Here is a 20132-nt window from a genome sequence, read left to right as displayed (position 1 = left end):
ATCAGGCACCCTTCTTCTTGCGGCGGGGACGGTCGCGCAGGCCGTCGCCCAGCAGGTTGACGCCCACCACCATGAGCACGATCACCAGGCCGGGCAGGGTGACCATCCACCAGGAGGTGGTGATGTAGTCCTGGCCGTCGGAAATGATCCGGCCCCAGGTGGCGAAGGGCCGCTGCGGGCCGGCGCCCAGGAAGGACAGCGCGGATTCGAGCAGCACGGCCTGGGCCAGCAGGAGCAGCACCACCAGGGTTGCCTGCTTGATGACGTTGGGGATGATGTGCTGGATCAGGATCTGGATCTTGTGCAGTCCCAGGATCCGGGCGGCGGAGACGTACGGCTTTTCGCGTTCCACCAGCACCATGGAGCGCGTGAGGCGGGCAACTTCCGGCCATTGGGCAATGGCGATCACGAAGGTGATCACGGGAATGGAGGGGCCGAACAGGGCCACCACCAGCAGCAGCATCATCAGCAGCGGCAGGGACATCTGGGCCTCGAGGAGGCGGGAGACGATGGTGTCCACCCAGCCGCCGTAGTAGCCGGCGGCCGCGCCGAGGATCACGCCGATGGCGCCGGAGACCAGGACGGCCAGCAGGCCGATGGTCAGGGAGACCTGGCCGCCATGCAGCACACGGGAGAGCAGGTCGCGGCCCAGCTGGTCTGTGCCGAACAGGTGCCCGTCCGTGAGCGGCGGCAGGCGCCGGGCGGAGAGGTCCTGGAAGTTGGCGTCCGGCAGCGGCAGCACCTGGGCCAGGATGATCGGGATGATCACCAGCAGGGTGCAGACGGTGCCGATGATGAGCTTCCACTGGGCGGATTTACGACGCCGGGTGGCGCCTGCCCGGGCGATGTCCGCCTTGGTGACGGCGCTGGGGCTGGGCTGCCGGGCCGGTTGCGCTGCAGCAGGTGTTGCGGTGTCGAGGCTCATGCTGTTGCCGCCTTTCCAAGACGAACACGGGGATCAAGGAGCGGGTAGGCGAGGTCGATCAGGAGCTGCACGGCCACGGCCAGGAGGGCGGTGACCAGGACGGTCGCCTGGATGAGGGGGTAGTCGCGGGTTTCGAGGGCCCGAACGATCAGGGAGCCGACGCCGGGCCAGGCGAACACCACTTCCACCACCACCACGCCGTTGAGCATCGCGGCGAACCGGGTGCCCAGGGCGGTGAAGACGGGAATGGCGGAGTTGCCCATGGCGTAGCGCCAGGTCAGCACCGAGTTCCTGACGCCGCGGGAGCGGGCCACGGTCAGGTACGGGGCGGCGAGGTTGTTGGTCATTTCGCGCCGGACCATGCGGGAGATCAGGGCGATCTGCAGGATGGCGATGGTCACCGTGGGGAGGACCAGCCCGCCCCAGGTGGCGAAGCCGGAGGCGGGGAACAGCGGGATCAGCACGGCGAAGCCGGTGAGCAGCATGATGCCGGTCCAGAAGTCGGGCATGGACTGCCCTGCGATGGTGAGCACGTTGACGCCGAATTCCCGGCCGGTGTCCGGCCGGCGGGACATCCACACACCCAGGGGGATGGCGACGACGGCGGTCAGCAGGATTGCCGACGTGGCCAGGGTCAGGGTGTATGGCATCCGTTCGAAGACCACCTGCATGGCGGGGGCCTGGAAGGAGTAGGACTGGCCCAGGTTGCCGGTGAACAGCTGCTGGAGGAAGATCCAGTACTGCTCCAGCACGGGCCGGTCCAGGCCGAACTGTTCGCGGACGCGCGCCAGCTGTTCAGTGGTGGCCAGCGGTCCGGCGTAGGAGACCGCGGGGTCGCCCGGGGCCATGCGGATCAGGATGAACACGGTGGACACCGTGAGGAACACGGTCAACAGGCCCTGTCCCAGGCGCTTGAGGATGTAGTTCGTCATGGCTTAGGCCTCCAGCCGGACATCAACGAGGGGGTAGGAGTTGGTGGGTGCCAGGTTGATGTTGGACACCCGCTCCCGGTGGGCGAGGACGGACTTGGGGACGAAAGCCCAGGCGCAGGGCCAGGTGTCCCACACTGCCTGCTGGGCTTCGTTGAGCAGTTCGGTCCTGCGGGCCGGGTCCGCTTCGGCGGAGGCGGCCTGGATCCTGGCGGTGACCTCGGGAATCACGTAGCCCTGGTAGGTATCGCGGGTGGCTTCCTTTTCGGGGGTGCCGGCGTACATACCCTGCAGCATGGTGATGGCCAGGCCGGTGGGGCTGGGGTAGCCGTTGCCGAGGAGGTCCCAGTCGCCCTGCTTGCCCTGGCGCCATGCCAGGATGTTGCCACCGGGTTCGAACTGCTGCAGTTCGGCCTTGACGCCGATCTTGCCGAACATCTCCACCAGGGCCTCCATCACGGAGGTGTCGGAGGCGAACTCGCCGGTTTCCCAGATGATCTTCAGGGTGAGGTCCTTGACGCCAAGCTCGGCCAGGGTGGCTTTGGCCTTTTCGGGATCGTAGACGTACTCGCCGGTCTTGTAGTAGCCGGTGAGGCTGGAGGGGGTGACGCCCTCGGCCTGGGTGACGGAGTCCACCAGCACGTCGCGGACCAGTGACTCGCCGTCGATCGCCATGCTCAGTGCCTGGCGGACGCGGGGATCGGCCAGTGGGTGGCCGGCGGGCTTGCGGAAGTTGAAGAAGATCTGGTTCAGGCGGAGGCTTGACGCTTCCTGGAGTTCGACGCCGGGAAGTCCGGCGAGCTGTTCGCGGGAGTCGGGGGTGATGGAGTCGATGACGTCCACCTCGCCGCTGCGGAGGGCGATGACGCGGCTGGATTCCTCGGGGAGGAACCGGACTTCCACGTTGTCCACCTGCGGGGCGGGGCCCCAGTAGTTTTCGTTGCGGGCCAGGCTGTAGGTGCCGGCGCCGCGGTTGAACTTGGTGACCACGTAGGGGCCGGTGCCCAGGCCTTCCTGCAGTTCCTCCGGCTTGTTCTGCGCGGCGGGGGTAATCAGGATCATGCTCATGAGAGAGTCCAGGATGGGGATGGGCTTCTTGGACACCATCTTGAAGGTGCGGTCATCCACCGGCACCACTTCGGGGAATTCGGGAAAGAAGCCGGCCACGAAGGAGCCCTGGACCTGCTGGTACATCTTCAGTGCGGTGGCAACGTCCTCCACCTTCACCGGGCTGCCGTCCGAGTAGCGGATACCTTCGCGGAACCGGACGGTCCATTCGGTGGGGCCAGTCATCTCAAAGCGCTCGGCAAGGACCAGCACGGGCTTGGTTTCGGGGCCGATGGCGGTGAGGCCCTGGCGGACGGCGCGCTGCACGGTGACGGCGGCGTCGAACTGGTTGAGCTTGTTGTCCAGGCTGACCAATGAGCGGTTAAGGGCCAGGGTCAGGGTGCTGGGTCCGGGAAGGCCGGTGGGGCCGGCGCAGCCCGCGAGGCTGCCGGTGCCCAGCAGAAACCCTGCAGCCGCGCCGAACTGCAGCAGGCGGCGGCGGGAAATCTCACTTCCTTGAGGAAGAACGGTCATCGTTGACCTCTCGGTAGATCGGGGGGACGGCTGCCGGCCGGAGTGGCTGCGCCGAAATGTTGTGTCCATCACTTTGCCACTCCTGCGCAAATTGCGCAACCTCTCTAGCGTGATTCGCGCAACCGTGCCATGATGATGGGGAGCTTCCCGCTACCTGGCGGGATCCAGCCGACTACGGACGAGAGGAGCAACGTGGCTTCCGTATTTGTGCAGGCCGACGATTTCTCCGGCGCCGCCGAGGTTGGCTACTGCTTTGTCCGGCACGGGCTCTCCTCGCAGGTCCTGCTGGATGCGGGCATCGCTTCGGAAACGAACCACGGCGGCGCCTCCTTCAGGGGGTCCGTCACAGACGTCGTGGTGGCCGATACGCATACCCGCGGCCTTGCCGAGGCTGATGCCGAGGCACTGGTGAAGGACGCCTTCTCGGGCCCCGGAGCATCCGGCGCGCAGGTGATGTTCAAGAAGATGGACTCCCTATGGCGCGGCAATGTCCGCGCCGAAGTTTCCGCACTGGCCAGCCTTGGTTTCCATACTGTTGTTGCCGGGGCACTCCCCCAACTGCAACGTGCCGTTGTGGACGGCAGGCCGCTGGTGGCCGGCACTCCCCTGGCGGAAACCGACCTGTGGCAGGCGGAGGTCCCGGCCCCGCCTGCTGATGTCCCGTCGCTGCTTCATCCGGAGGATCCCGCCACGGTGCGGACCCTGAATCTGGCCACAGTCAGGTCGGGTTACCTGGCTGCCAAACTGAAGGGGCTCCTGGACTCCGGCCAGCCGGAACTTGTGGTCACCGACGGCGAGACCATCCAAGACCTGGAGCACGTAGTCGATGCCCTGCTGGAGCTCGATTTCCAGGCCCGCGGCAGGCGCATCGTGCTGGTGGGAACCGGAGGCGCCGCTGATGTCCTCGCGCAGCGGTTTGCTGCAGAAACTGCGCGAAACGCGCGCCGGTTGGCAACAGCTGTCGCAACCAATGCTGAACCCAAGGAGCCCGAGCGGCCGGTGCTCGCCGTCGTCGGCTCAGCATCGCGAACCGCGCAGGCGCAACTGGCCAGGCTCGAGGCGCGCGGCGTCACAGTAGTCCGGTTGCATCCGCAATATGCCGGCGCCACGGGAGCCTACGCTTCCCAACTGGCCCAGGTTTGGGACCTTCTGCTCGCAGGAACCAGCGTGGCCATCACGCTTGCCGCGGCAAAAGTGGACCCTTCTGGATCCGGCCGCATTGTCCGGGCCCTCGCGAAGTTCGCAGCCGAGGCAGCCAAGGCTGGAGATGCTGACCTGATCCTCACCGGCGGCGAGACGGCCCGGGAAGTCCTGGACGCCGTCGGCCGCCACAGCCTGGTGCCGATTGCCGCGGTGCAGCACGGTGCCGTGCTGAGTCGCGCCGACGACGGCACGCTGGTGGGCACCAAGCCCGGCAGCTTCGGCGACGACCTCGCCCTCCTGCAGCTTTACGAAGCTATCCGGGAGCGCCGCGGACAGCCTGCGGACCATCCCGCCCAAACCCTTCCCCGCAAGACTTCCGAACAATCTGGAGCAACTATGACAACCGCTGAAACAAACCCGTCTTTCCCCTACGTCGCCGTCACCATGGGCGACGGCGCCGGCATTGGCCCGGAGGTCATCGTGCCGGCCGTCCTAAACAAGGGCATCCTGCAGGAATGCCGGCCCGTGGTGGTGGGCGACGCGCTGCGCCTGCGGCAGGCGGCAGAGATCGTGGGCGTCGACGCGGACATCCGGACGATCGACAACGTTGAGGACGCCGTGTTCGAGCCGGGACGGGTGAACGTGATCGACCTGGCGCTGCTGCCGCAGGACCTGGCCTGGGGCCAGCTCTCCCCGGTCGCCGGCCACGCCGCCTACGAGTACATCCGGGTGGCTAGTGAACTGGCAATGGCCGGGAAGGTCCAGGCCATCTGCACCGCACCGCTGAACAAGGAGGCACTGCACGCCGCCGGGCACATCTACCCCGGGCACACCGAACTGCTGGCGCACCTGACCGGCACTGAGGAGGTGTCCATGATGCTCTCCACACCCAAGATCCGCGTCATCCACGTGACTACGCACATCGGGCTCATGGACGCGATCCGCAAGATCAACCCGGACTTGGTGGAACGCACCATCCGCCGCGGCCACGAAGCACTGGTCCGCGCAGGCATCCCCAACCCGAAGATCGGCGTCTGCGCCATCAACCCGCACGCCGGCGAAAACGGCCTGTTCGGCCAGGGCGAGGAAGCCGAGAAGATCGAGCCCGGCGTTAAGGCCGCGCAGGCCGACGGGATCAACGCCGTGGGCCCGCTGCCGGCGGACACGCTGTTCTTCCTGGCCGGCCGCGGGGACTACGACCTGGTGGTCGCCATGTACCACGACCAGGGCCACGGCCCCGTGAAGGTGCTGGGCATCGAGGCCGGCGTGAACATCACCGTGGGCCTGCCCGTGATCCGCACGTCCGTGGACCACGGCACCGCGTTCGACATCGCCGGCAAGGCCATCGCCGACTCCCGCTCAATGGTGGAGGCACTGCACCAGGCCGCCGAAATGGCCACCCGCCCGTCTGTGGCCGTGTAACACGCTGATATTGGGGGGCCGGAACTAGCATGGTGACCACTGCCACGGGAAGGAGGCCGGGAATGCTGAGCGCAAACGAGCGCCGCGAGGAGATCTACCACCTCGCCGTCACCAGCGGCCTGGCCTCCGTGGAAGAGCTCTCCGCCCGGTTCGAGGTGACCGCGTCCACCATCCGACGCGACCTCGCGCTCCTTAACAGCCAGGGCCGGCTGGCCCGCACCTATGGCGGTGCGATGGCAATGGGCGCGCACCCGGAGGCCTCGCTGCGGCAGCGCACCGGTGAGGCGTTCGAGCAGAAGCACGCGATCGCCCGGTGGGCCGCCTCGGTGATCCAGCCCGGGGAGAACATCCTGCTCGACGCCGGCTCAACGGCGGGTGCCCTGGCGCACGAGCTGCGGGGGTTCGAGAAGCTTTCGGTGACCACCCCCGGCCTTAATACGCTGCAGGAGCTGGCCGATTCGGCAGGCATCGAGGTGGACTGCCTGGGCGGCCGGCTCCGCGGCGTTTCGCAGAGTTTCGTGGGACCGCTGGCCGAGGCTGCCCTGGAGCGGATGAGCTTCGACCGAGTGTTCCTGGGCGCCGACGCCGTCACCGCCGAGGACGGCATCTGCGAGGCGGACCACGCCCAGACCCGGCTCAAGGAGCTGATGGCCCGCCGCGGCCGCGAGGTGTATGTGCTGGCGGATTCATCCAAGCTCGGCCTGCGCCCCTTCCACGCCTGGGCGCGGCTTGCGCTGCCGTGGACTTTGGTGACGGACGACGGCGCCGACCCCGGCCAGGTGCAGAAGTTCCGGGACGCGGGGGTCCAGGTCCAGGTGGCTTCAATCGGCGGTTGAGTCCGGAACCAACTGCGGTGAGTACTCTACTTCTAACGAGCAAAAACCCCACCGAATGGAGACACGCGTGCACGCCGTGCTCGAATACACCTACGAGGACAACTACCTGGAAACCCGCGAAAATTACCGCTCAGTCCATCTGAAGGCGGCGTGGGCGGCAGTCGAACGGGGCGAGCTTCTGTTGGGCGGGGCCGTTGGTGACGGTCCGTTCACCGGGTTGCTGATCTTCACCGGCGAGAATGCCCTCGAGTCCGCAAGAGCGTTTGCAGCCGCCGATCCTTACGTCATCAATGGTGTCGTGACATCGTGGACCGCCCGCCCGTGGACAACGGTGGTGGGACAAGAGGCGGCTGCGCCCGTCCGCCCCTGACGCTGCCGCAACGTGGCCTACTCCGGCGCCGCCCGCGTCCCGGAGTCCGTGCCGTCACCGGTCGTTGCCACAAAGTTCCAGTCGAACGATCCGTCGCCGCGCAGGGTCAGCCGGAGGAACCCGTGGGTGTCGCTGATCCGCTCCTCGATGTACCGCGGCCTGCTGGTGAATTCGCGGAGGTCGATACCTCCAGTGGACACCTGGAAGGCCGTCATCCCGTCATCGACGCACCGGTCAGATGCATTCACCGGGCAGGACCGTTCGTAGTTGTGCTGCGACCCTGAGAGGGTCAAACGGACCCGGTGCTTCCACATCACGTTGATCCACGGCTTATGGTCGTCGGCCCGCCTGTGCGCCTCGGTATTCGAGGTGAAGTACGGCTCGTGGTACACCACCGCCAGGTGCTTGCCTGCGGCCTTCGCCTTTTCCAGGTCCTTGTCCAGCCAGTTCGTCAGCTCCCGGGCCCGCTTGGTGTTGTACTTCCAGTGCGCCGAGGACAGGAACGCGAAGTGCCAGTTGCCGAAGTCCTTTGAGTACGGTTGCCCGTTCCAGATGAAGCCGAGCTCCTGGTTCGCCGCAGATTTGGTGGTGAATCCCGGGCATTGGCCGTCCATGAAGTTGTCCAGGTCCGTGTTGCGGCCCGGTTCCCAGTCGTGGTTCGGCGCGGACACCCAGTACAACTTGGGCATCGTGCCGCCCCACAGTTGCGCCCAGTACTCCACGTAGTCCTCGCAATAGGCTGTGCGGTACTGGAAGTCGCCGAGTCCAAGGAACGCGTCTATCTCGTTGTTTTCGACGAGCCGCGTGATTGCCGCGGCGTTCCGGCCAGAGGGGCTGTCCGGGTCAACGTTGCGTTCGGGGTTCATGTCACCGACGGCGGCAATATGGACATCTGGTACCGGGGTCGGAGGCGGAGGCGGCTCGGGAGGAGGACTTGTGCAACCGGAAACAGCAACAGCGAAAAGGACCGCAGCTGCCGCGGCCACATGTTTGAAGGGTTTCAAGCGCAATGCCGACTGCATCCGCCCCCCCTTCCCAGAAGCCGGACAGCAGGCCGGCTGGTCAAAACACCCAAGCAAGCCCCCCGGCTCCTTGATACTCCTAAACGGTCGGACTGGCTGTCAAGGGATGGGCACCGGACGGGCGTTGCCGGAGCCAGGCCCTTTGAACCAAACCCTCGTCCGGGTGCCCGGAATGTTATGCAGGTTCCGGCCCGCCCGGGCCTCCGGGCACTCCCCCTGCTGCCGTCGGTTCAGGCCCGCGGGATACTTCGGAGATCTGGCAGAAGTGGAATGCATCCCACCGCCAGTACAAGGACCGGGAACTGGCCCTCTGGCAGGAACAGTTTGATGCCCTGAACTCGCGGAAATAGCGCCGGAATAAGACCTGCGTCGAAGGTTGAGCCAGGCACAGCCCGGGCATATCCTGCATCATGACCTGCGGAAACGCCTGCGGACGGGAGAGCCAGCCATGGAAATGCCTAAAGCCACCGAGGAAGACAAGGAACGCTTCCGGCAGGTAGTGCCGGACCGGCCGGACGTCGTGGTGAAGCCGATGTTCGGCAACATGGGCGCCTTCGTTAACGGCAACATGTTCGCCGGACTCTTCGGGGTAACCATCGGTGTGAAGCTCTCCGATGAGGACCGGGTGATGCTCGAGTCGTCCGAGCGGACGGTGCCGTTCGGACCGGCGGACCGCCCGATGGCCGGCTACTCGGGGTTGCCGGAGGTGTGGAATGAGGAGGGCGACGGCGACGACACACGCGCCAGGGCCTGGGCCACCAAAGCCTACCAATACGTCTCCACCCTGCCGCCCAAGCAGCCCAAGCGGCCCAAGGCGGCAGAGACCGCGTAGATTCCTAAGAGGCGTCGGTTGCCGGGCGGGCGTACGCGGACCCGGACCGCGTCCGTTCCAGCAGGCCGAAGTCGACGAGGTAGCGGCGGAGGAGGACGACGTCGTCGGTGTAGTTCAGAAGCCTGTCGTTGACCTGCCGTTCGGTGAGGACCTCGTCCGGGCGGATGGCGTCGGCGGCAACCCAGGCCAACAGTTCCCGGCGTTCACTCAGGCTCGACGGATACCTGTCGATGCGGCCCAGTCGCAAAAACCTGGCGAGCCCGGTTTTCGGCTGCCGCGGCTGCTGGGACAACAAGTCGCGGAAGACGGTTCCGGAGGCTCCCAACCCGCCGTCCGCCGTCGTCTCCACCAACCCTGCTTCCAGCAGGACCCGTATGGCCTTGTCCCGCCGCTGCTCCTTCACCTCAGGAAGTACCTCCGCAGGGCGGGCACCGAGGACTATTTGGGCGTAGGCAGTCCGTGCGTCATCGCTTGCCAGGGCAGCCATCACCCGGCGCCAGTGCGGACCGCTTTGGCTTGCCGCCGCCGCTCCCGCAGTGCTTCGACCAAAGGAAGAGACCATGGCTCAGTATGGCACCCGGTTCATGGGTCCAGCCCCCTAAGCCTTGCCGGAAGGAGCAAATACACGCTAGCTGACGGCGTTATAGGCGTTGACGCGGCCGTGCTTCCACAGGGTTTCCATGCCGTTCTTGACCTCGCCCGAGGACTCGACCTGTTCCCGGACTGATGTGGCGGTGGCCCCTGGATGCAAACTCCAAACCATGGCCGCAACGGCAGCGACAATCGGAGAGGACATCGATGTGCCGTTGCCGACGTCGTAACTTAGTGCGCGGTTGTTGGGCCCGGCCAGTGCGTACGGGTGGTTCGGAAAGGTGGAGTAGACGTTGACCCCAGGTGCAGCGATGTCCACCCAGCTTGAGCCGTAGGTTGAGAAAGCTGCCTTGGCATCGTTGTTGTCCGTGGCACCGACCGCAATCACGTTGGAATAGGCGCCCGGGTAGATCCGGGCCTGGTTGCCGCCGTTGCCAGCCGCGGCAACGAGCACCACTCCCTTGCTCCAGGCCTTGTTCACGGCAGCTTCAAGTGTTCGTGACGCCTGCGCGCCGATGCTCATGTTGATCACCTTCGCGCCGTTGTTGACTGCCCAGTTGATGCCGTTTGCCACGCTCGAGCTGGTACCGACGCCGCTGTCATTGAGCACTTTTCCTGCGAGGATGGTGCAGCCCGGGCACACCCCGGCCACACCCCGGCTGTTGTCCGTACTGGCGGCCACGATCCCGGCCACATGGGTGCCGTGCCCGTAGTAGTCCTCGGCGATCACGTCCCCGGTCCTGGTCGATGAACTGCTGAAATTCGCCCGCGCAACCACTTTGGGCGAAATATCCTCGTGGTTGCCGTCCACGCCGGAGTCCAGGACAGCCACCTTGATGCCATTGCCGGTGGTGATGTTCCAGGCCTCGTCCGCGTCGACGTCAGCGTCCGGGGTGCCGCCGGGGACGTTTATGGGGTAGTCGGGGTTGTTGTTGGGGAATGACTGGCCGACGTTTTTCAGCGCGTACTGGTAATCGAAGAGCGGGTCAGCGGAGGCTGCGTAGACAACGTGGTCCGGCTCCGCGTACTCAACTGCCGGGTTGTTGCTGAGCGCGGCAATCAATTGGGACTCCCGGCTGGCAGACACGGAGAATTCCCGGGTGCCGGTGCCGCCGATTTCGGCGCCCTCGCCGAGACCGTAACGGCGCAGAACATCGGCCGCGGCGCCGTTGTCGCGGAATTTGACCAGGATCCGGCCCGCTTGGGATTGCTCGGGCGGGGCTGCGCTGCCAGGAAATGCCGAGGCGATGGTCCCGGTCACCATCATGGATGCGGCGAAGATAGCCAGGACGACTTTTCTCATAGCGCCAATAGTGCGCGCGGCGGCACCTGCTGGATAGGGGGAAAGTCCCCCAACCTTCGGGGCACAAAGCCCCTCCCTTCGGCCCGTTTGGACTAACACTGCCGCCGTGTGAGATGCTTCACAGGTTTTTGTGCTGTGTACGCCCTTTGCGTCCATCGACCACGTGCTGCACACACAGCATCACCAACGCTCTTTATGGAGGGAACCCACACTTATGAGCGATGTTTTGTCCGCCATCAATGGCGTGATCTGGAGCGACTGGCTCGTCTACCTGTGCCTCGCCACCGGTGTCTACTTCTCCGTCCGTTCCCGCTTCCTGCAGGTACGGCACATCAAGGGAATGCTGCAGCAACTGGTCCACGGCGAAAAGTCGGCCTCCGGCGTCTCGTCGTTCCAGGCCCTGGCCATGTCCCTGTCCGGCCGCGTCGGCACCGGCAACGTCGCCGGCGTCGCCACCGCAATCGCGTTTGGCGGGCCGGGAGCCCTGTTCTGGATGTGGACTGTCGCCTTCCTCGGCGCGTCCACGTCCTTTATCGAATCCACCCTGGGCCAGATTTACAAGACCCGCGACCCGCTGACCGGCGAGTACCGCGGCGGCCCGGCCTACTACTTCTCCCGTGCCTTCGCCCACACCAAGGGCGCCGGCTTCTTCAAGGTCTACGGCTACATTTTCGCCGCCGTGACCGTCCTGGCCTGCGGCGTACTGCTGCCCGGAGTCCAGGCCAACTCGATGGCCACCGCCATCGGCGGCGCCTGGACCATAGAACCCTGGATCGTGGCCGTCGGCACCGTCATCGTGCTGGCGTTCGTCATCATCGGCGGCGTTAAGCGCATCGCCAGCGTGGCGTCCTTCGTGGTGCCGTTCATGGCCGCCGGCTACATCCTCCTTGCGTTGATCGTTGTGATCCTCAACGCCGGCCAGCTGCCGGAAATCCTCTCCCTGGTGTTCCGCAGCGCGTTCGGCATGGACTCTGCACTGGGCGCGATCATCGGCCTGGCCGTGATGTGGGGCGTCAAGCGCGGTGTCTACTCGAATGAGGCCGGCCAGGGAACCGGCCCGCACGCTGCCGCCGCAGCCGAAGTTTCGCACCCGGCAAAGCAGGGCCTGGTCCAGGCGTTTGCGGTCTACATCGACACGCTGTTCGTCTGCTCGGCGACCGGCTTCCTGATCCTCTCCACCGGCGCCTACCGCGTCTTCGCCGGAGGCAGCGAGGATGGCGAAATCCTCGCCGAGGGCGGGCTGCTGTCTGCCACCGCCACGGTTGGTCCGCAGTTCGTGCAGACCGGTTTCGATTCCGTGTTCCCGGGTGTAGGCGCGGCATTTATCGCCATCACGCTGTTCTTCTTCTGCCTGACCACCATCATCGCCTACTACTACATGGCGGAAACCAACCTGCGGTTCCTCCTGGGCAAGTCCTCGAACAGGCTGGTGCCCGGTATCAAGGCAAGCTTCGGCCGGGTGGCCACCATGGCCCTGCAGGTGGCGATCCTCATCGCGGTCGCCTACGGCTGCGTGAACACTGCCGCCGACGCGTGGACCATGGGCGACATCGGAGTGGGCCTGATGGCCTGGCTCAACATCGTCGGCATCCTGATCCTGCAAAAGCCCGCCCTCAAGGCGCTCAAGGACTACGAGCGGCAGCAGAAGCTCGGCCTGGATCCTGTTTTCGACCCGCGGCCGCTCGACATCACCGGGGCCACCTTCTGGGAGTCCTACAAGCGGGCGGACCTCCAAAAGGAAGCCGCCCGCAGCTAGCCTCCTGAGCTTCCTGCAAAAGGTCACAGTGCGCCCGTGCCGTCTATACGGCACGGGCGCACTGTCCTACATGCGATGTTTACGTGTCAACAACGAGCCGCCACAGTTTGCAAGTTTGTAGTGTCTGATTGACAAGTTTTGTTAAGATATTCGCGTTCCCAGCGTTCGTTCCCCAGGTCAGGGGCAGCGCTGGCGGATAGGCTCCGGGCCCAGCCGGAGCAGCTGGGGAAAGACAAAGAGCGCGGCGGGAAAGAAGTTTTCCTTGGGCAGCCGGTACAGCCTGCATCCTGGCGCCTGCTTGTCCCCCAGGACGCGTCGGTGAACAGGAGAACGCCATGTCATTCCCTCAACGATTTGGAAGCTCGTTCGGTGTGCTGATGGCTGCCATGATGCTCGCAGTCCCGCCCGCCGCTGCCTTCACCCCCGCGGTGCCCGCCCCTCCCGGGCAATCGCCCTCGGACAGCGAGCGGTACTTGGTCAGTTTCAGCAAGGGCGCCAACGCGGACAAAGAGGCCGAAAACCTGCGGTCCGCAGGCGTGCAAGTCCGGAAAACTTTTTCCGCTGCCGTACAGGGGGCCGCTGTCACCGCAACTAAAGCAGAGGCAGCTTCCCTGGCCCGCTCTCCCCGGATAGCCGCCATTGAGCGGGACGACGCCATCAAAGTGTTTGACACCCAGCAGTCGGCACCCTGGGGCCTGGACAGGATCGACCAAAACGCCCTTCCCCTCTCGGGCACCTTCACGCCGCCGTCCTCCGGGGCGGGTGTGAACGCCTATGTCGTTGATTCCGGCGTGCTGGCCGGGCATACAGAATTTGGGGGCCGGGTAGCCGCAGGCTGGACAGCCGTGAACGACGGGCGGGGCAGCAGCGACTGCAACGGCCACGGCACCCATGTCGCCGGAGTTGTCGCCGGCCAGACCTACGGAGTGGCGAAGGCTGCCACAGTCATACCGGTCCGTGTCCTGGACTGCAACGGCCTGGGGTATATGTCGGACATTATTGCCGGCCTTGACTGGATCGCCTCCCATCACGCGGCCGGAACTCCCGCGGTCGCCAACCTCAGCCTCGGCGGTACCGCCAGCACCATGGTGGATGCTGCAGTCCGGGGAATCATCGCTGACGGTGTTACAACAACCGTTGCCGCCGGGAACGACGCCGTAGACGCGTGCAACACTTCGCCTGCCCGAGTACCGGAGGCACTGACAATCGCCGCAAGCGACTCCTCGGACCGGCAGGCTAAGTTCTCCAATTACGGAAGCTGTGTTGACCTCTACGCCCCGGGCGTAGGTATCACCTCCGCTCTCCATTCGTCGCCCACCGCGGCCGGAACCGGAAGCGGGACATCGATGGCGGCGCCCCATGCTGCCGGCGCCGCGGCAGTGCTCCTCGCCCGTAATCCTGCGGCCACACCGGCGGAAATAACAGCGGAACTGGCGTCCACCGCGACCCCCGATACCATCACGAACCCGTCACCTGGCACCCCGAACCGCCTGCTCAACATAGGCCCGGTGCCTGCTCCGTTCCCTGCAGCGAGGGATTTCACGGGGGACGCCAAATCCGATCTGTTGGCCCGTGATTCCGGCGGCAACCTTTGGACCTACCCCGGAACCGGAAACGGCACCTTCGGCGCCCGCATCAGCGTCGGCGGCGGCTGGCAGGACATGACCGCCATCAGCGCAGCCGGAGACCTCACCAGCGACGGCAAGCCCGACCTCACTGCCCGTGATTCCGGCGGCAATCTTTGGACCTACCCCGGAACCGGAAACGGCACCTTCGGCGCCCGCATCAGCGTCGGCGGCGGCTGGCAGGACATGACCGCCATCAGCGCAGCCGGAGACCTCACCAGCGACGGCAAGCCCGACCTCACCGCCAGGGACTCCGGCGGCAACCTCTGGACCTACCCCGGAACCGGAAACGGCACCTTCGGCGCCCGCATCAACGTCGGCGGCGGCTGGCAGGACATGACCGCCATCAGCGCAGCCGGAGACCTCACCAGCGACGGCAAGCCCGACCTCACCGCCAGGGACTCCGGCGGCAACCTCTGGACCTACCCCGGAACCGGAAACGGCACCTTCGGCGCCCGCATCAACGTCGGCGGCGGCTGGCAGGACATGACCGCCATCAGCGCAGCCGGAGACCTCACCAGCGACGGCAAGCCCGACCTCACCGCCAGGGACTCCGGCGGCAACCTCTGGACCTACCCCGGAACCGGAAACGGCACCTTCGGCGCCCGCATCCACGTCGGCGGCGGCTGGCAGGACATGACCGCCATCAGCTGACCCCAGTGCGGGCGTTCAGAACCGGGTGCTAGCTGCCCTGCTCCAGGTTCGTTCACCCGGGAAGGCCGGGGCTCGTGGCCGTGCCCACGATGTGCGCCACGGGAGGGGTCAGGGCGAAGGGAGCGAAGCCGAACCGCTCGTTGTCCTGGACCGTAAATCCCGCCTCCCTGATCATGCGGAGCGTGTCCCTGTTCGGATGGCAGCCTCCGGCGGCGAGCTGCCAGACAGGCGTGAGCAGGTCTTCAACAGCGGCCAGCAGAAGCCGTTCGGAACGGACGTGCTCGTAGTAGGCCAGCACGCCGCCCGGTTTCAGCACACGGCGGACTTCCGCAAGGACTGTGGCTTGGTCCTTGACGCTGCACAGGACGAGGCTTGCCACGACGGCGTCAACGCTGGCAGTGCCCGCCGGGACCCGCTCAGCGACCCCGGCAGTCACCGTCACCGGCACGGGTGCCCTGCTGGCGGCTTCCTGCTCGGCCAGGTTCCTCAGGTAATCGTCGGGTTCCAGCGCCAGGACGTGCGTTACCGCTGGCGGGTAGAGCGGAAAGGAGGACCCGGCGCCGGCGCCAATCTCGACGACGGAGCCGTGCAGGTCCGCGAGAATGCGCCGGCGGTGCTCCGTGGCTCCGCGGCGGTTCATCCTGTCCACCGCCCGCGCGTATGCCCGCGCGAACCGCGGATGCTGAGCGCGCTCCGACTTTTGACCGTGAGCGGCGCCTTCAGCCGGCAGGTCCATGCGGTGCCTTTCGTGAGGGGGTGCCTGCGGTCACACCGGCTTCTGCTGCGGTGATGTGCCGGGTTACCGCCGCTCCCCGTTGTCCCCGGCCCTCGACAGCGTGAATATTCCGTAGCGCATCGCACCGGTACTGTATGCCAAAATCAGGCGGGGAATAGTCAGGACAGCGCTACGATTGCGTGCCCCCAAAGCGAGACTGCGCATCTCGCGATCAAAGAATATGGCCTTCACAACCCGGCCGGCGCAGATCCACCATGTACGTGCAACCCGTCCGCTAACGTCCTCGTAGCCGGTGACCGCAAAGCCCGCCGCAGTTGCCATCGCCTCATAGTCCTCGCGCGTGCCCATCGAGGGCAGGCGCCCCTCGCGGCAGATGGGCTCCAGCAGGTGGCGGACCTTCCATCCGCTGGCATCAGTCCCGGCAAGCCACGCGCAGACAACCAGGCGGCCGCCGGGCGCGAGCACGCGGCGCGCTTCGGCAAAGAATTTTGGCTTGTCGACCATGTGCTCGCTGGACTCGATCGCCCATGCCGCATCAACCGAGGCTTCGGCCAGGCCGTTGACCAGCCAGTCCCGAACATGGATGTCCACGTTCGGCACGGGATGCGCGGCGGCGTAGCGGGACTGCTCAGTGGAAAGCGTGAAGCCGGTGACGCGCACCCCGCGTGCCGCCGCCAGCCGCCTGGCGGTGGCGCCGTAGCCGCAGCCGATGTCCACACACTCCTGGCCGGGCTTGAGGCGCAACCGGTCGCCGACGGTGTCGGCCAGCGCCTCGACGGCTTCGCCCGGCGTCTCGCGGCCTGTCGTCCACAGTCCGTGATGGACATGGTCCCCCCACACCCGGCGGTAAAGGGGATCGAGCTCGTCGTAGTGGTCCGCAACCGCCACTGCGTCCTGGGAGATTTCGGGGAGTATCACGCCCTGACACTACAGCGGAGCTCCAGGCTGAAGGAAGGGCGTGCTTGTCCAACAAGCACGTCCCACCGGTAGGCTGGAATCCCCGGACCACCAGACGAATAGCGAGGCAGAACGTGCACCAGGACGCCGCCCGGTTCCTGTCCCAGCCGGTGGCCGCCCAGCCCGGCTCGCCGCTGCGCGTGGCGGTGTACTCAAGGATTGCCGAGGCCATCCGCAACGGCCTCCTCACGCCCGGCTCCATGATCCCCACCGAAACCGAACTCGGCACGGACATGAAAGTCAGCCGCACCGTGGTCCGCGAAGCCCTCATGCTCCTCGAGGAGGACGGGCTGATCAGGGCGAGGCGCGGCGTCGGACGTTTCGTCTCGGACACGCTCCCCCGCATCGGCATCGAACGCATCCAGCCGTTCGAGGACGTCCTTGGCTCCCCCGGGCAGCGCGTAGAGGTCAAGCGCACGCAGGTGGTCCGGCAGGCAGCCTCCGAATTCGTCGCGCCGGGCATCGGCGTCGAGCCCGGCACCGACTGCTGGCTCTGGGAGTCCGTCCTGATCCGCGACGGCGAGGCCATCGCCCACCTGCAGGAAAACGTCACGGCCCAGCCCGTCAGCTTCGGGAAGGGCGCCGCGGCGCCCCTTGAGATTAACGACGACGGCGGCGCCACCTTGCTTGCCACGCTCAACAAGCAGCTGGGCAGGCTGGCCGGGCCGGGTGAGTGCCAAATCGGCCTCAGCCAGGTGGGGCCAAGCCGGGCGAAGCTGCTGGATTTGCGCCCGTCGGACCCGGTGCTGGTCCTGACGCAGTATGTCCGGAACGGCAGCCGGCCCTTCTACCTGGCCAAGTGCCTGGTATCGGCCCGGGCCGGGCACCTCTCGGTGATGCAGCAGTTCCAGTCCTGAGCAGCACGCGGCCGCAGGGCCGTCGAAAGGTGCAGCCGCTGGTATCGCCGCGCTGGCTCAGGGCTGGACGGCGTCGCCCTGTCCGCCCAAGGCCAACTGCGCGGTGAGTCCGGTGAGCAGGATGTTAAGTCCCTTATCCAGTTCGGCTTCGCCGTCGTAGTTGGCGAGGACCGGGCCCAGCGCCCGAAGGTGGGGAAAGTCCTTTGGTGGCAGGCGGTGCAGGCCCAGGCGCAGGAGCGCCTCGGTTTCCCCCGGGTCCACTATCAGTTCCTGGAGCTCATTGAGGATATGTCCGTAGAGGAACCCGTAGTAGGCGCGGTACACGTGGAGGGCGTCCCGGGGTGCGAAGCCGGCTTTTATCAGCAACGCCAGGATCTGTTCAAGCGGCCGCAGCACACCCAAAGGCCGCAGGCCAAGGGGGGTGGACAGCGGCCGGGTCACCAGCAGCGGCACCACATTGGGGTGCCGCAGGGCCAGGAGCCGGAAGTCGTGGGCGGTGCGGCGCAGCTGGTCCTGCCAGTCCGGGTTATCGGGAAAAACGGCAAGCTCGTCGATCACCATTTCCGTGATGCCGTCCAGGAGGGCATCACGGTTGGCGGCGTACCGGTAGAGGCTCATGGGGTCGCAGCCCAGTTCCTGCCCAAGCCTGCGCATGCTCAAGGACTCCAAGCCTTCGCTGTCCACCAGCTCAAGGGCTGCTGCCAGCACGCGGTTTCTGCTGAGACGCGCTCTCCCTGATTGTCCGGAAGACTTTTTGTGGGAGGCCATGGAAGGTCCGTTCCTGCTGGTGGCGGCAAGGCCGCCGATATGTGGGGGTACACGGCGGCTGCTTGTCACATCTACACTTACAGCCTACGCTGTAGAGAGCTTGTCACCTTGGTTTGAGCCAAAGGATCAGGCCATCTTTGCAGCCGGCCCGCAAACTTTGATGTGGGGCCGGCACTCCCGTCCAATGCCCCTGTGCAGTGCATTGGGTGTAATGCCGCTGTAGCCCACGGCGGACAACTGCACCGTAGTGAAAAGAGCCATCGTGGCACATTCACAGTTCGACCAGTTCCTCAACGAAGCCACCTATCCCGATCAGGACTCGGAAACCAACCTTGACGGGGATTGCTTCTACGGCCTCTATACCAGCTGGTGCTTCCTGTCCCAGCAGACACCCCAACCCGAGCATGCCTTTTGGACCGCAATGGGACAGCGTGTGAGCCCCGGCCGGCGCCTGCGGATGAAGGGCCCGGCAGCGGCCGACTACATCCTCACCAGCTACCAGTCAGTGGTCTGAGCGCAACTTGAGCCTCCCACTGGCAACACCAACACCCATCATTTTGAAGGCATGAAGACCATGACAAGTATCAGCGACGCCATCGGCCCCGCAAGCACCCCCGTCAGCATCAACAACCTGGACCTCACACCCGACGGACTTAGCGATGCCCCCGCCCATCAGCAGGATACGGACAGCATCGTTCAGCTCGCGGAAAGTGATTAGAAAAGCCCGCCCGTTGCCAACAACGGGCGGGCTTTTCAGTCCTCATCCCCAACTTTTAAGTGCTTTACAGCTGACCTGGCGCATTCCGGAGGCCCTGCTTCCCGAGAGACCTCAGGCGACGGAATTCGCTGAGGCGAGCGCCGCCGTCGTACCTTCGAAGTAGTGCAGCAGCGTCTCCACCAGGTGCGGAGCGAAGTCCTCTTCCAGCGAGAGGACCACGCGGCACCTCGCGCCCTTCACTTCCGGGTACCCCGCGTACAGCCCGCGCATGTCGCACACGGTCTGCCCGCGGCTCGGCCCGTCGGAGGTGTCGACGGCGGCACGCACCACGGGCGCGAGAGCAGGCTTAACAGCGCCAACAGCGAGCGCCGCCGCCAGCGGATCATGCATCGCGGAGCAGGGCCGGCCGTAGATGCCCTCGTAGAACCGGAAGTAGTAGCCCAGCATCTCCCCCAGCACCCGCGGCACCGTCGCCGGAGAAGAAAGCAGAACCTGCCGGTGCGACTCCTCCAGAACAGAAGTCATGGTGACGTCCAGCGGCACCAGGGTCACGTCCCAGTCGGCGGCCAGCACCAGGGCGGCGGCCTCGGGGTCGTGCCAGATGTTCGCCTCGGCCACGGGCGTGATGTTCCCCGGCGCCAGCGCGGCCCCGCCCATCACGGTCACCGACTCCACCAGGGACGGCAGCGCAGGCTCCAGCCGCAACGCCTCGGCAATGTTGGTCAGCGGCCCGATTGCCACCACCCTCAAAACACCGGGATACGTACGGGCCAGCCGCACCAGCATCTCCGCCGCGGACTCGCCAACAACAGAAGCAGCAGAGGGTGCCAGTTCAACCTCGCCGACACCGTTCTCCCCGTGCACCCACGGCGACCCGCCGGCAAAGGACCCAACAAGAGGATCGTGCGCGCCAACAGCCACCGGCACGGCAGCAGCCCCGGCCAACGAAAGCAGATCAAGAGTATTCCGGGCACCAACCGCAGCGCTGACGTTCCCGCTGACGGTTCCAATGCCCGCCACGGAAGCAAGTGGCGAGGCGAGCAGGTAGGCCAGGGCGAGGGCGTCGTCGATGCCGGTGTCGCAGTCCAGGTAAACGGGGGCAGTCAC

General features: G+C 66.0%; 19 protein-coding genes. 9 read left to right on the top strand and 10 right to left on the bottom strand.

Annotation, left to right across the window (positions count from 1 at the left end; genetic code table 11):
* Position 1: 1 nt before the first annotated feature.
* From ACLH0K_RS05295 to ACLH0K_RS05285, 3 genes are read right to left on the bottom strand one after another with little or no spacing between them, the layout of a single operon-like run.
* On the bottom strand, positions 2 to 925 hold the full coding sequence (locus tag ACLH0K_RS05295; RefSeq protein ID WP_138608379.1) for an ABC transporter permease: 924 nt from the start codon (positions 923 to 925) through the stop codon (positions 2 to 4).
* The gene (locus ACLH0K_RS05290) at positions 922 to 1857 is read right to left on the bottom strand and encodes an ABC transporter permease (RefSeq protein WP_411375779.1); all 936 of its coding nucleotides are present in this window, start codon (positions 1855 to 1857) and stop codon (positions 922 to 924) included. The genes ACLH0K_RS05295 and ACLH0K_RS05290 overlap by 4 nt, the downstream gene beginning before the upstream one ends.
* A 3-nt stretch (positions 1858 to 1860) precedes the next feature.
* The gene (locus ACLH0K_RS05285; RefSeq protein WP_411375778.1) at positions 1861 to 3435 is read right to left on the bottom strand and encodes an ABC transporter substrate-binding protein; all 1575 of its coding nucleotides are present in this window, start codon (positions 3433 to 3435) and stop codon (positions 1861 to 1863) included.
* Positions 3436 to 3627: 192 nt separating this feature from the next.
* Here ACLH0K_RS05285 and pdxA point away from each other — a divergent pair, with 192 nt between their 5' ends.
* The 3 genes from pdxA to ACLH0K_RS05270 all read left to right on the top strand — a co-directional run bounded on the left by pdxA (position 3628) and on the right by ACLH0K_RS05270 (position 7206).
* Positions 3628 to 6000: a 4-hydroxythreonine-4-phosphate dehydrogenase PdxA gene (gene pdxA / locus ACLH0K_RS05280; protein ID WP_411375777.1), complete on the top strand. Its 2373-nt coding sequence runs from the start codon at positions 3628 to 3630 to the stop codon at positions 5998 to 6000.
* Positions 6001 to 6062: 62 nt separating this feature from the next.
* Positions 6063 to 6836, top strand: coding sequence for a DeoR/GlpR family DNA-binding transcription regulator (locus ACLH0K_RS05275; RefSeq protein ID WP_411375776.1), 774 nt, complete (start codon positions 6063 to 6065; stop codon positions 6834 to 6836).
* 67 nt (positions 6837 to 6903) lie between these two features.
* Positions 6904 to 7206: a YciI-like protein gene (locus tag ACLH0K_RS05270; protein ID WP_411376411.1), complete on the top strand. Its 303-nt coding sequence runs from the start codon at positions 6904 to 6906 to the stop codon at positions 7204 to 7206.
* Between the two features lie 17 nt (positions 7207 to 7223).
* Here ACLH0K_RS05270 and ACLH0K_RS05265 read toward each other — a convergent pair whose 3' ends face one another.
* The gene (locus tag ACLH0K_RS05265; RefSeq protein WP_411375775.1) at positions 7224 to 8072 is read right to left on the bottom strand and encodes a metallophosphoesterase family protein; all 849 of its coding nucleotides are present in this window, start codon (positions 8070 to 8072) and stop codon (positions 7224 to 7226) included.
* 604 nt (positions 8073 to 8676) lie between these two features.
* Here ACLH0K_RS05265 and ACLH0K_RS05260 point away from each other — a divergent pair.
* A complete protein-coding gene (locus tag ACLH0K_RS05260) occupies positions 8677 to 9060 on the top strand; it encodes a TfoX/Sxy family protein (protein WP_411375774.1) in 384 nt (127 codons plus the stop codon).
* 4 nt (positions 9061 to 9064) lie between these two features.
* Here ACLH0K_RS05260 and ACLH0K_RS05255 read toward each other — a convergent pair whose 3' ends face one another.
* Together ACLH0K_RS05255 and ACLH0K_RS05250 are read right to left on the bottom strand one after the other, a co-directional pair.
* On the bottom strand, positions 9065 to 9547 hold the full coding sequence (locus ACLH0K_RS05255) for a DUF2087 domain-containing protein (RefSeq protein WP_411375773.1): 483 nt from the start codon (positions 9545 to 9547) through the stop codon (positions 9065 to 9067).
* 141 nt (positions 9548 to 9688) lie between these two features.
* On the bottom strand, positions 9689 to 10954 hold the full coding sequence (locus tag ACLH0K_RS05250) for a S8 family serine peptidase (protein WP_411375772.1): 1266 nt from the start codon (positions 10952 to 10954) through the stop codon (positions 9689 to 9691).
* Between the two features lie 214 nt (positions 10955 to 11168).
* Here ACLH0K_RS05250 and ACLH0K_RS05245 point away from each other — a divergent pair, with 214 nt between their 5' ends.
* Together ACLH0K_RS05245 and ACLH0K_RS05240 are read left to right on the top strand one after the other, a co-directional pair.
* Positions 11169 to 12710: an alanine/glycine:cation symporter family protein gene (locus ACLH0K_RS05245; RefSeq protein WP_411375771.1), complete on the top strand. Its 1542-nt coding sequence runs from the start codon at positions 11169 to 11171 to the stop codon at positions 12708 to 12710.
* Positions 12711 to 13045: 335 nt separating this feature from the next.
* Positions 13046 to 14989 carry a S8 family serine peptidase gene (locus ACLH0K_RS05240; protein ID WP_411375770.1) on the top strand — a complete coding sequence of 648 codons (1944 nt, stop codon included), beginning with the start codon at positions 13046 to 13048 and terminating at the stop codon, positions 14987 to 14989.
* Between the two features lie 52 nt (positions 14990 to 15041).
* Here the strand turns inward: ACLH0K_RS05240 and ACLH0K_RS05235 are convergent, their stop codons facing one another.
* Both ACLH0K_RS05235 and ACLH0K_RS05230 read right to left on the bottom strand, forming a co-directional pair.
* Positions 15042 to 15629, bottom strand: coding sequence for a class I SAM-dependent methyltransferase (locus ACLH0K_RS05235; protein WP_411375769.1), 588 nt, complete (start codon positions 15627 to 15629; stop codon positions 15042 to 15044).
* 159 nt (positions 15630 to 15788) lie between these two features.
* Positions 15789 to 16643, bottom strand: a complete 855-nt coding sequence (locus ACLH0K_RS05230) for a class I SAM-dependent methyltransferase (RefSeq protein ID WP_411375768.1) — start codon at positions 16641 to 16643, stop codon at positions 15789 to 15791.
* Positions 16644 to 16756: 113 nt separating this feature from the next.
* Here ACLH0K_RS05230 and ACLH0K_RS05225 point away from each other — a divergent pair, with 113 nt between their 5' ends.
* Positions 16757 to 17539: a GntR family transcriptional regulator gene (locus ACLH0K_RS05225; RefSeq protein ID WP_411376410.1), complete on the top strand. Its 783-nt coding sequence runs from the start codon at positions 16757 to 16759 to the stop codon at positions 17537 to 17539.
* Between the two features lie 57 nt (positions 17540 to 17596).
* On the opposite strand, the gene ACLH0K_RS05220 is transcribed toward ACLH0K_RS05225, so the two are convergent.
* Positions 17597 to 18307, bottom strand: a complete 711-nt coding sequence (locus tag ACLH0K_RS05220; RefSeq protein ID WP_411375767.1) for a TetR/AcrR family transcriptional regulator C-terminal domain-containing protein — start codon at positions 18305 to 18307, stop codon at positions 17597 to 17599.
* Between the two features lie 262 nt (positions 18308 to 18569).
* On the opposite strand from ACLH0K_RS05220, the gene ACLH0K_RS05215 reads away from it, so the two are divergent.
* Positions 18570 to 18821: a hypothetical protein gene (locus ACLH0K_RS05215; RefSeq protein ID WP_411375766.1), complete on the top strand. Its 252-nt coding sequence runs from the start codon at positions 18570 to 18572 to the stop codon at positions 18819 to 18821.
* A 51-nt stretch (positions 18822 to 18872) separates the two neighbouring features.
* Positions 18873 to 19025 (top strand): hypothetical protein, encoded by a 153-nt coding sequence (locus ACLH0K_RS05210; RefSeq protein ID WP_411375765.1) that lies wholly within the window; start codon positions 18873 to 18875, stop codon positions 19023 to 19025.
* Between the two features lie 111 nt (positions 19026 to 19136).
* On the opposite strand, the gene ACLH0K_RS05205 is transcribed toward ACLH0K_RS05210, so the two are convergent.
* Positions 19137 to 20132, bottom strand: coding sequence for a nucleoside hydrolase (locus ACLH0K_RS05205; protein ID WP_411375764.1), 996 nt, complete (start codon positions 20130 to 20132; stop codon positions 19137 to 19139).

The sequence above is a fragment of the Arthrobacter sp. MPF02 genome (assembly GCF_046605375.1).
Lineage (GTDB): Bacteria > Actinomycetota > Actinomycetes > Actinomycetales > Micrococcaceae > Arthrobacter.
This window is presented reverse-complemented; position numbering and strand designations above follow the sequence as displayed.

Excerpts from the sequence above, each read along its gene's own strand:
- ACLH0K_RS05210 (WP_411375765.1), top strand. The coding sequence starts at position 18,873 with ATGAAGACCATGACAAGTATCAGCGACGCCATCGGCCCCGCAAGCACC.
- ACLH0K_RS05250 (WP_411375772.1), bottom strand. The coding sequence starts at position 10,954 with ATGAGAAAAGTCGTCCTGGCTATCTTCGCCGCATCCATGATGGTGACC.
- ACLH0K_RS05290 (WP_411375779.1), bottom strand. The coding sequence starts at position 1,857 with ATGACGAACTACATCCTCAAGCGCCTGGGACAGGGCCTGTTGACCGTG.
- ACLH0K_RS05265 (WP_411375775.1), bottom strand. The coding sequence starts at position 8,072 with ATGAACCCCGAACGCAACGTTGACCCGGACAGCCCCTCTGGCCGGAAC.
- ACLH0K_RS05260 (WP_411375774.1), top strand. The coding sequence starts at position 8,677 with ATGGAAATGCCTAAAGCCACCGAGGAAGACAAGGAACGCTTCCGGCAG.
- ACLH0K_RS05240 (WP_411375770.1), top strand. The coding sequence starts at position 13,046 with ATGTCATTCCCTCAACGATTTGGAAGCTCGTTCGGTGTGCTGATGGCT.
- ACLH0K_RS05235 (WP_411375769.1), bottom strand. The coding sequence starts at position 15,629 with ATGAACCGCCGCGGAGCCACGGAGCACCGCCGGCGCATTCTCGCGGAC.
- ACLH0K_RS05255 (WP_411375773.1), bottom strand. The coding sequence starts at position 9,547 with ATGGCTGCCCTGGCAAGCGATGACGCACGGACTGCCTACGCCCAAATA.
- ACLH0K_RS05295 (WP_138608379.1), bottom strand. The coding sequence starts at position 925 with ATGAGCCTCGACACCGCAACACCTGCTGCAGCGCAACCGGCCCGGCAG.
- ACLH0K_RS05275 (WP_411375776.1), top strand. The coding sequence starts at position 6,063 with ATGCTGAGCGCAAACGAGCGCCGCGAGGAGATCTACCACCTCGCCGTC.
- ACLH0K_RS05285 (WP_411375778.1), bottom strand. The coding sequence starts at position 3,435 with ATGACCGTTCTTCCTCAAGGAAGTGAGATTTCCCGCCGCCGCCTGCTG.
- ACLH0K_RS05220 (WP_411375767.1), bottom strand. The coding sequence starts at position 18,307 with ATGGCCTCCCACAAAAAGTCTTCCGGACAATCAGGGAGAGCGCGTCTC.
- ACLH0K_RS05245 (WP_411375771.1), top strand. The coding sequence starts at position 11,169 with ATGAGCGATGTTTTGTCCGCCATCAATGGCGTGATCTGGAGCGACTGG.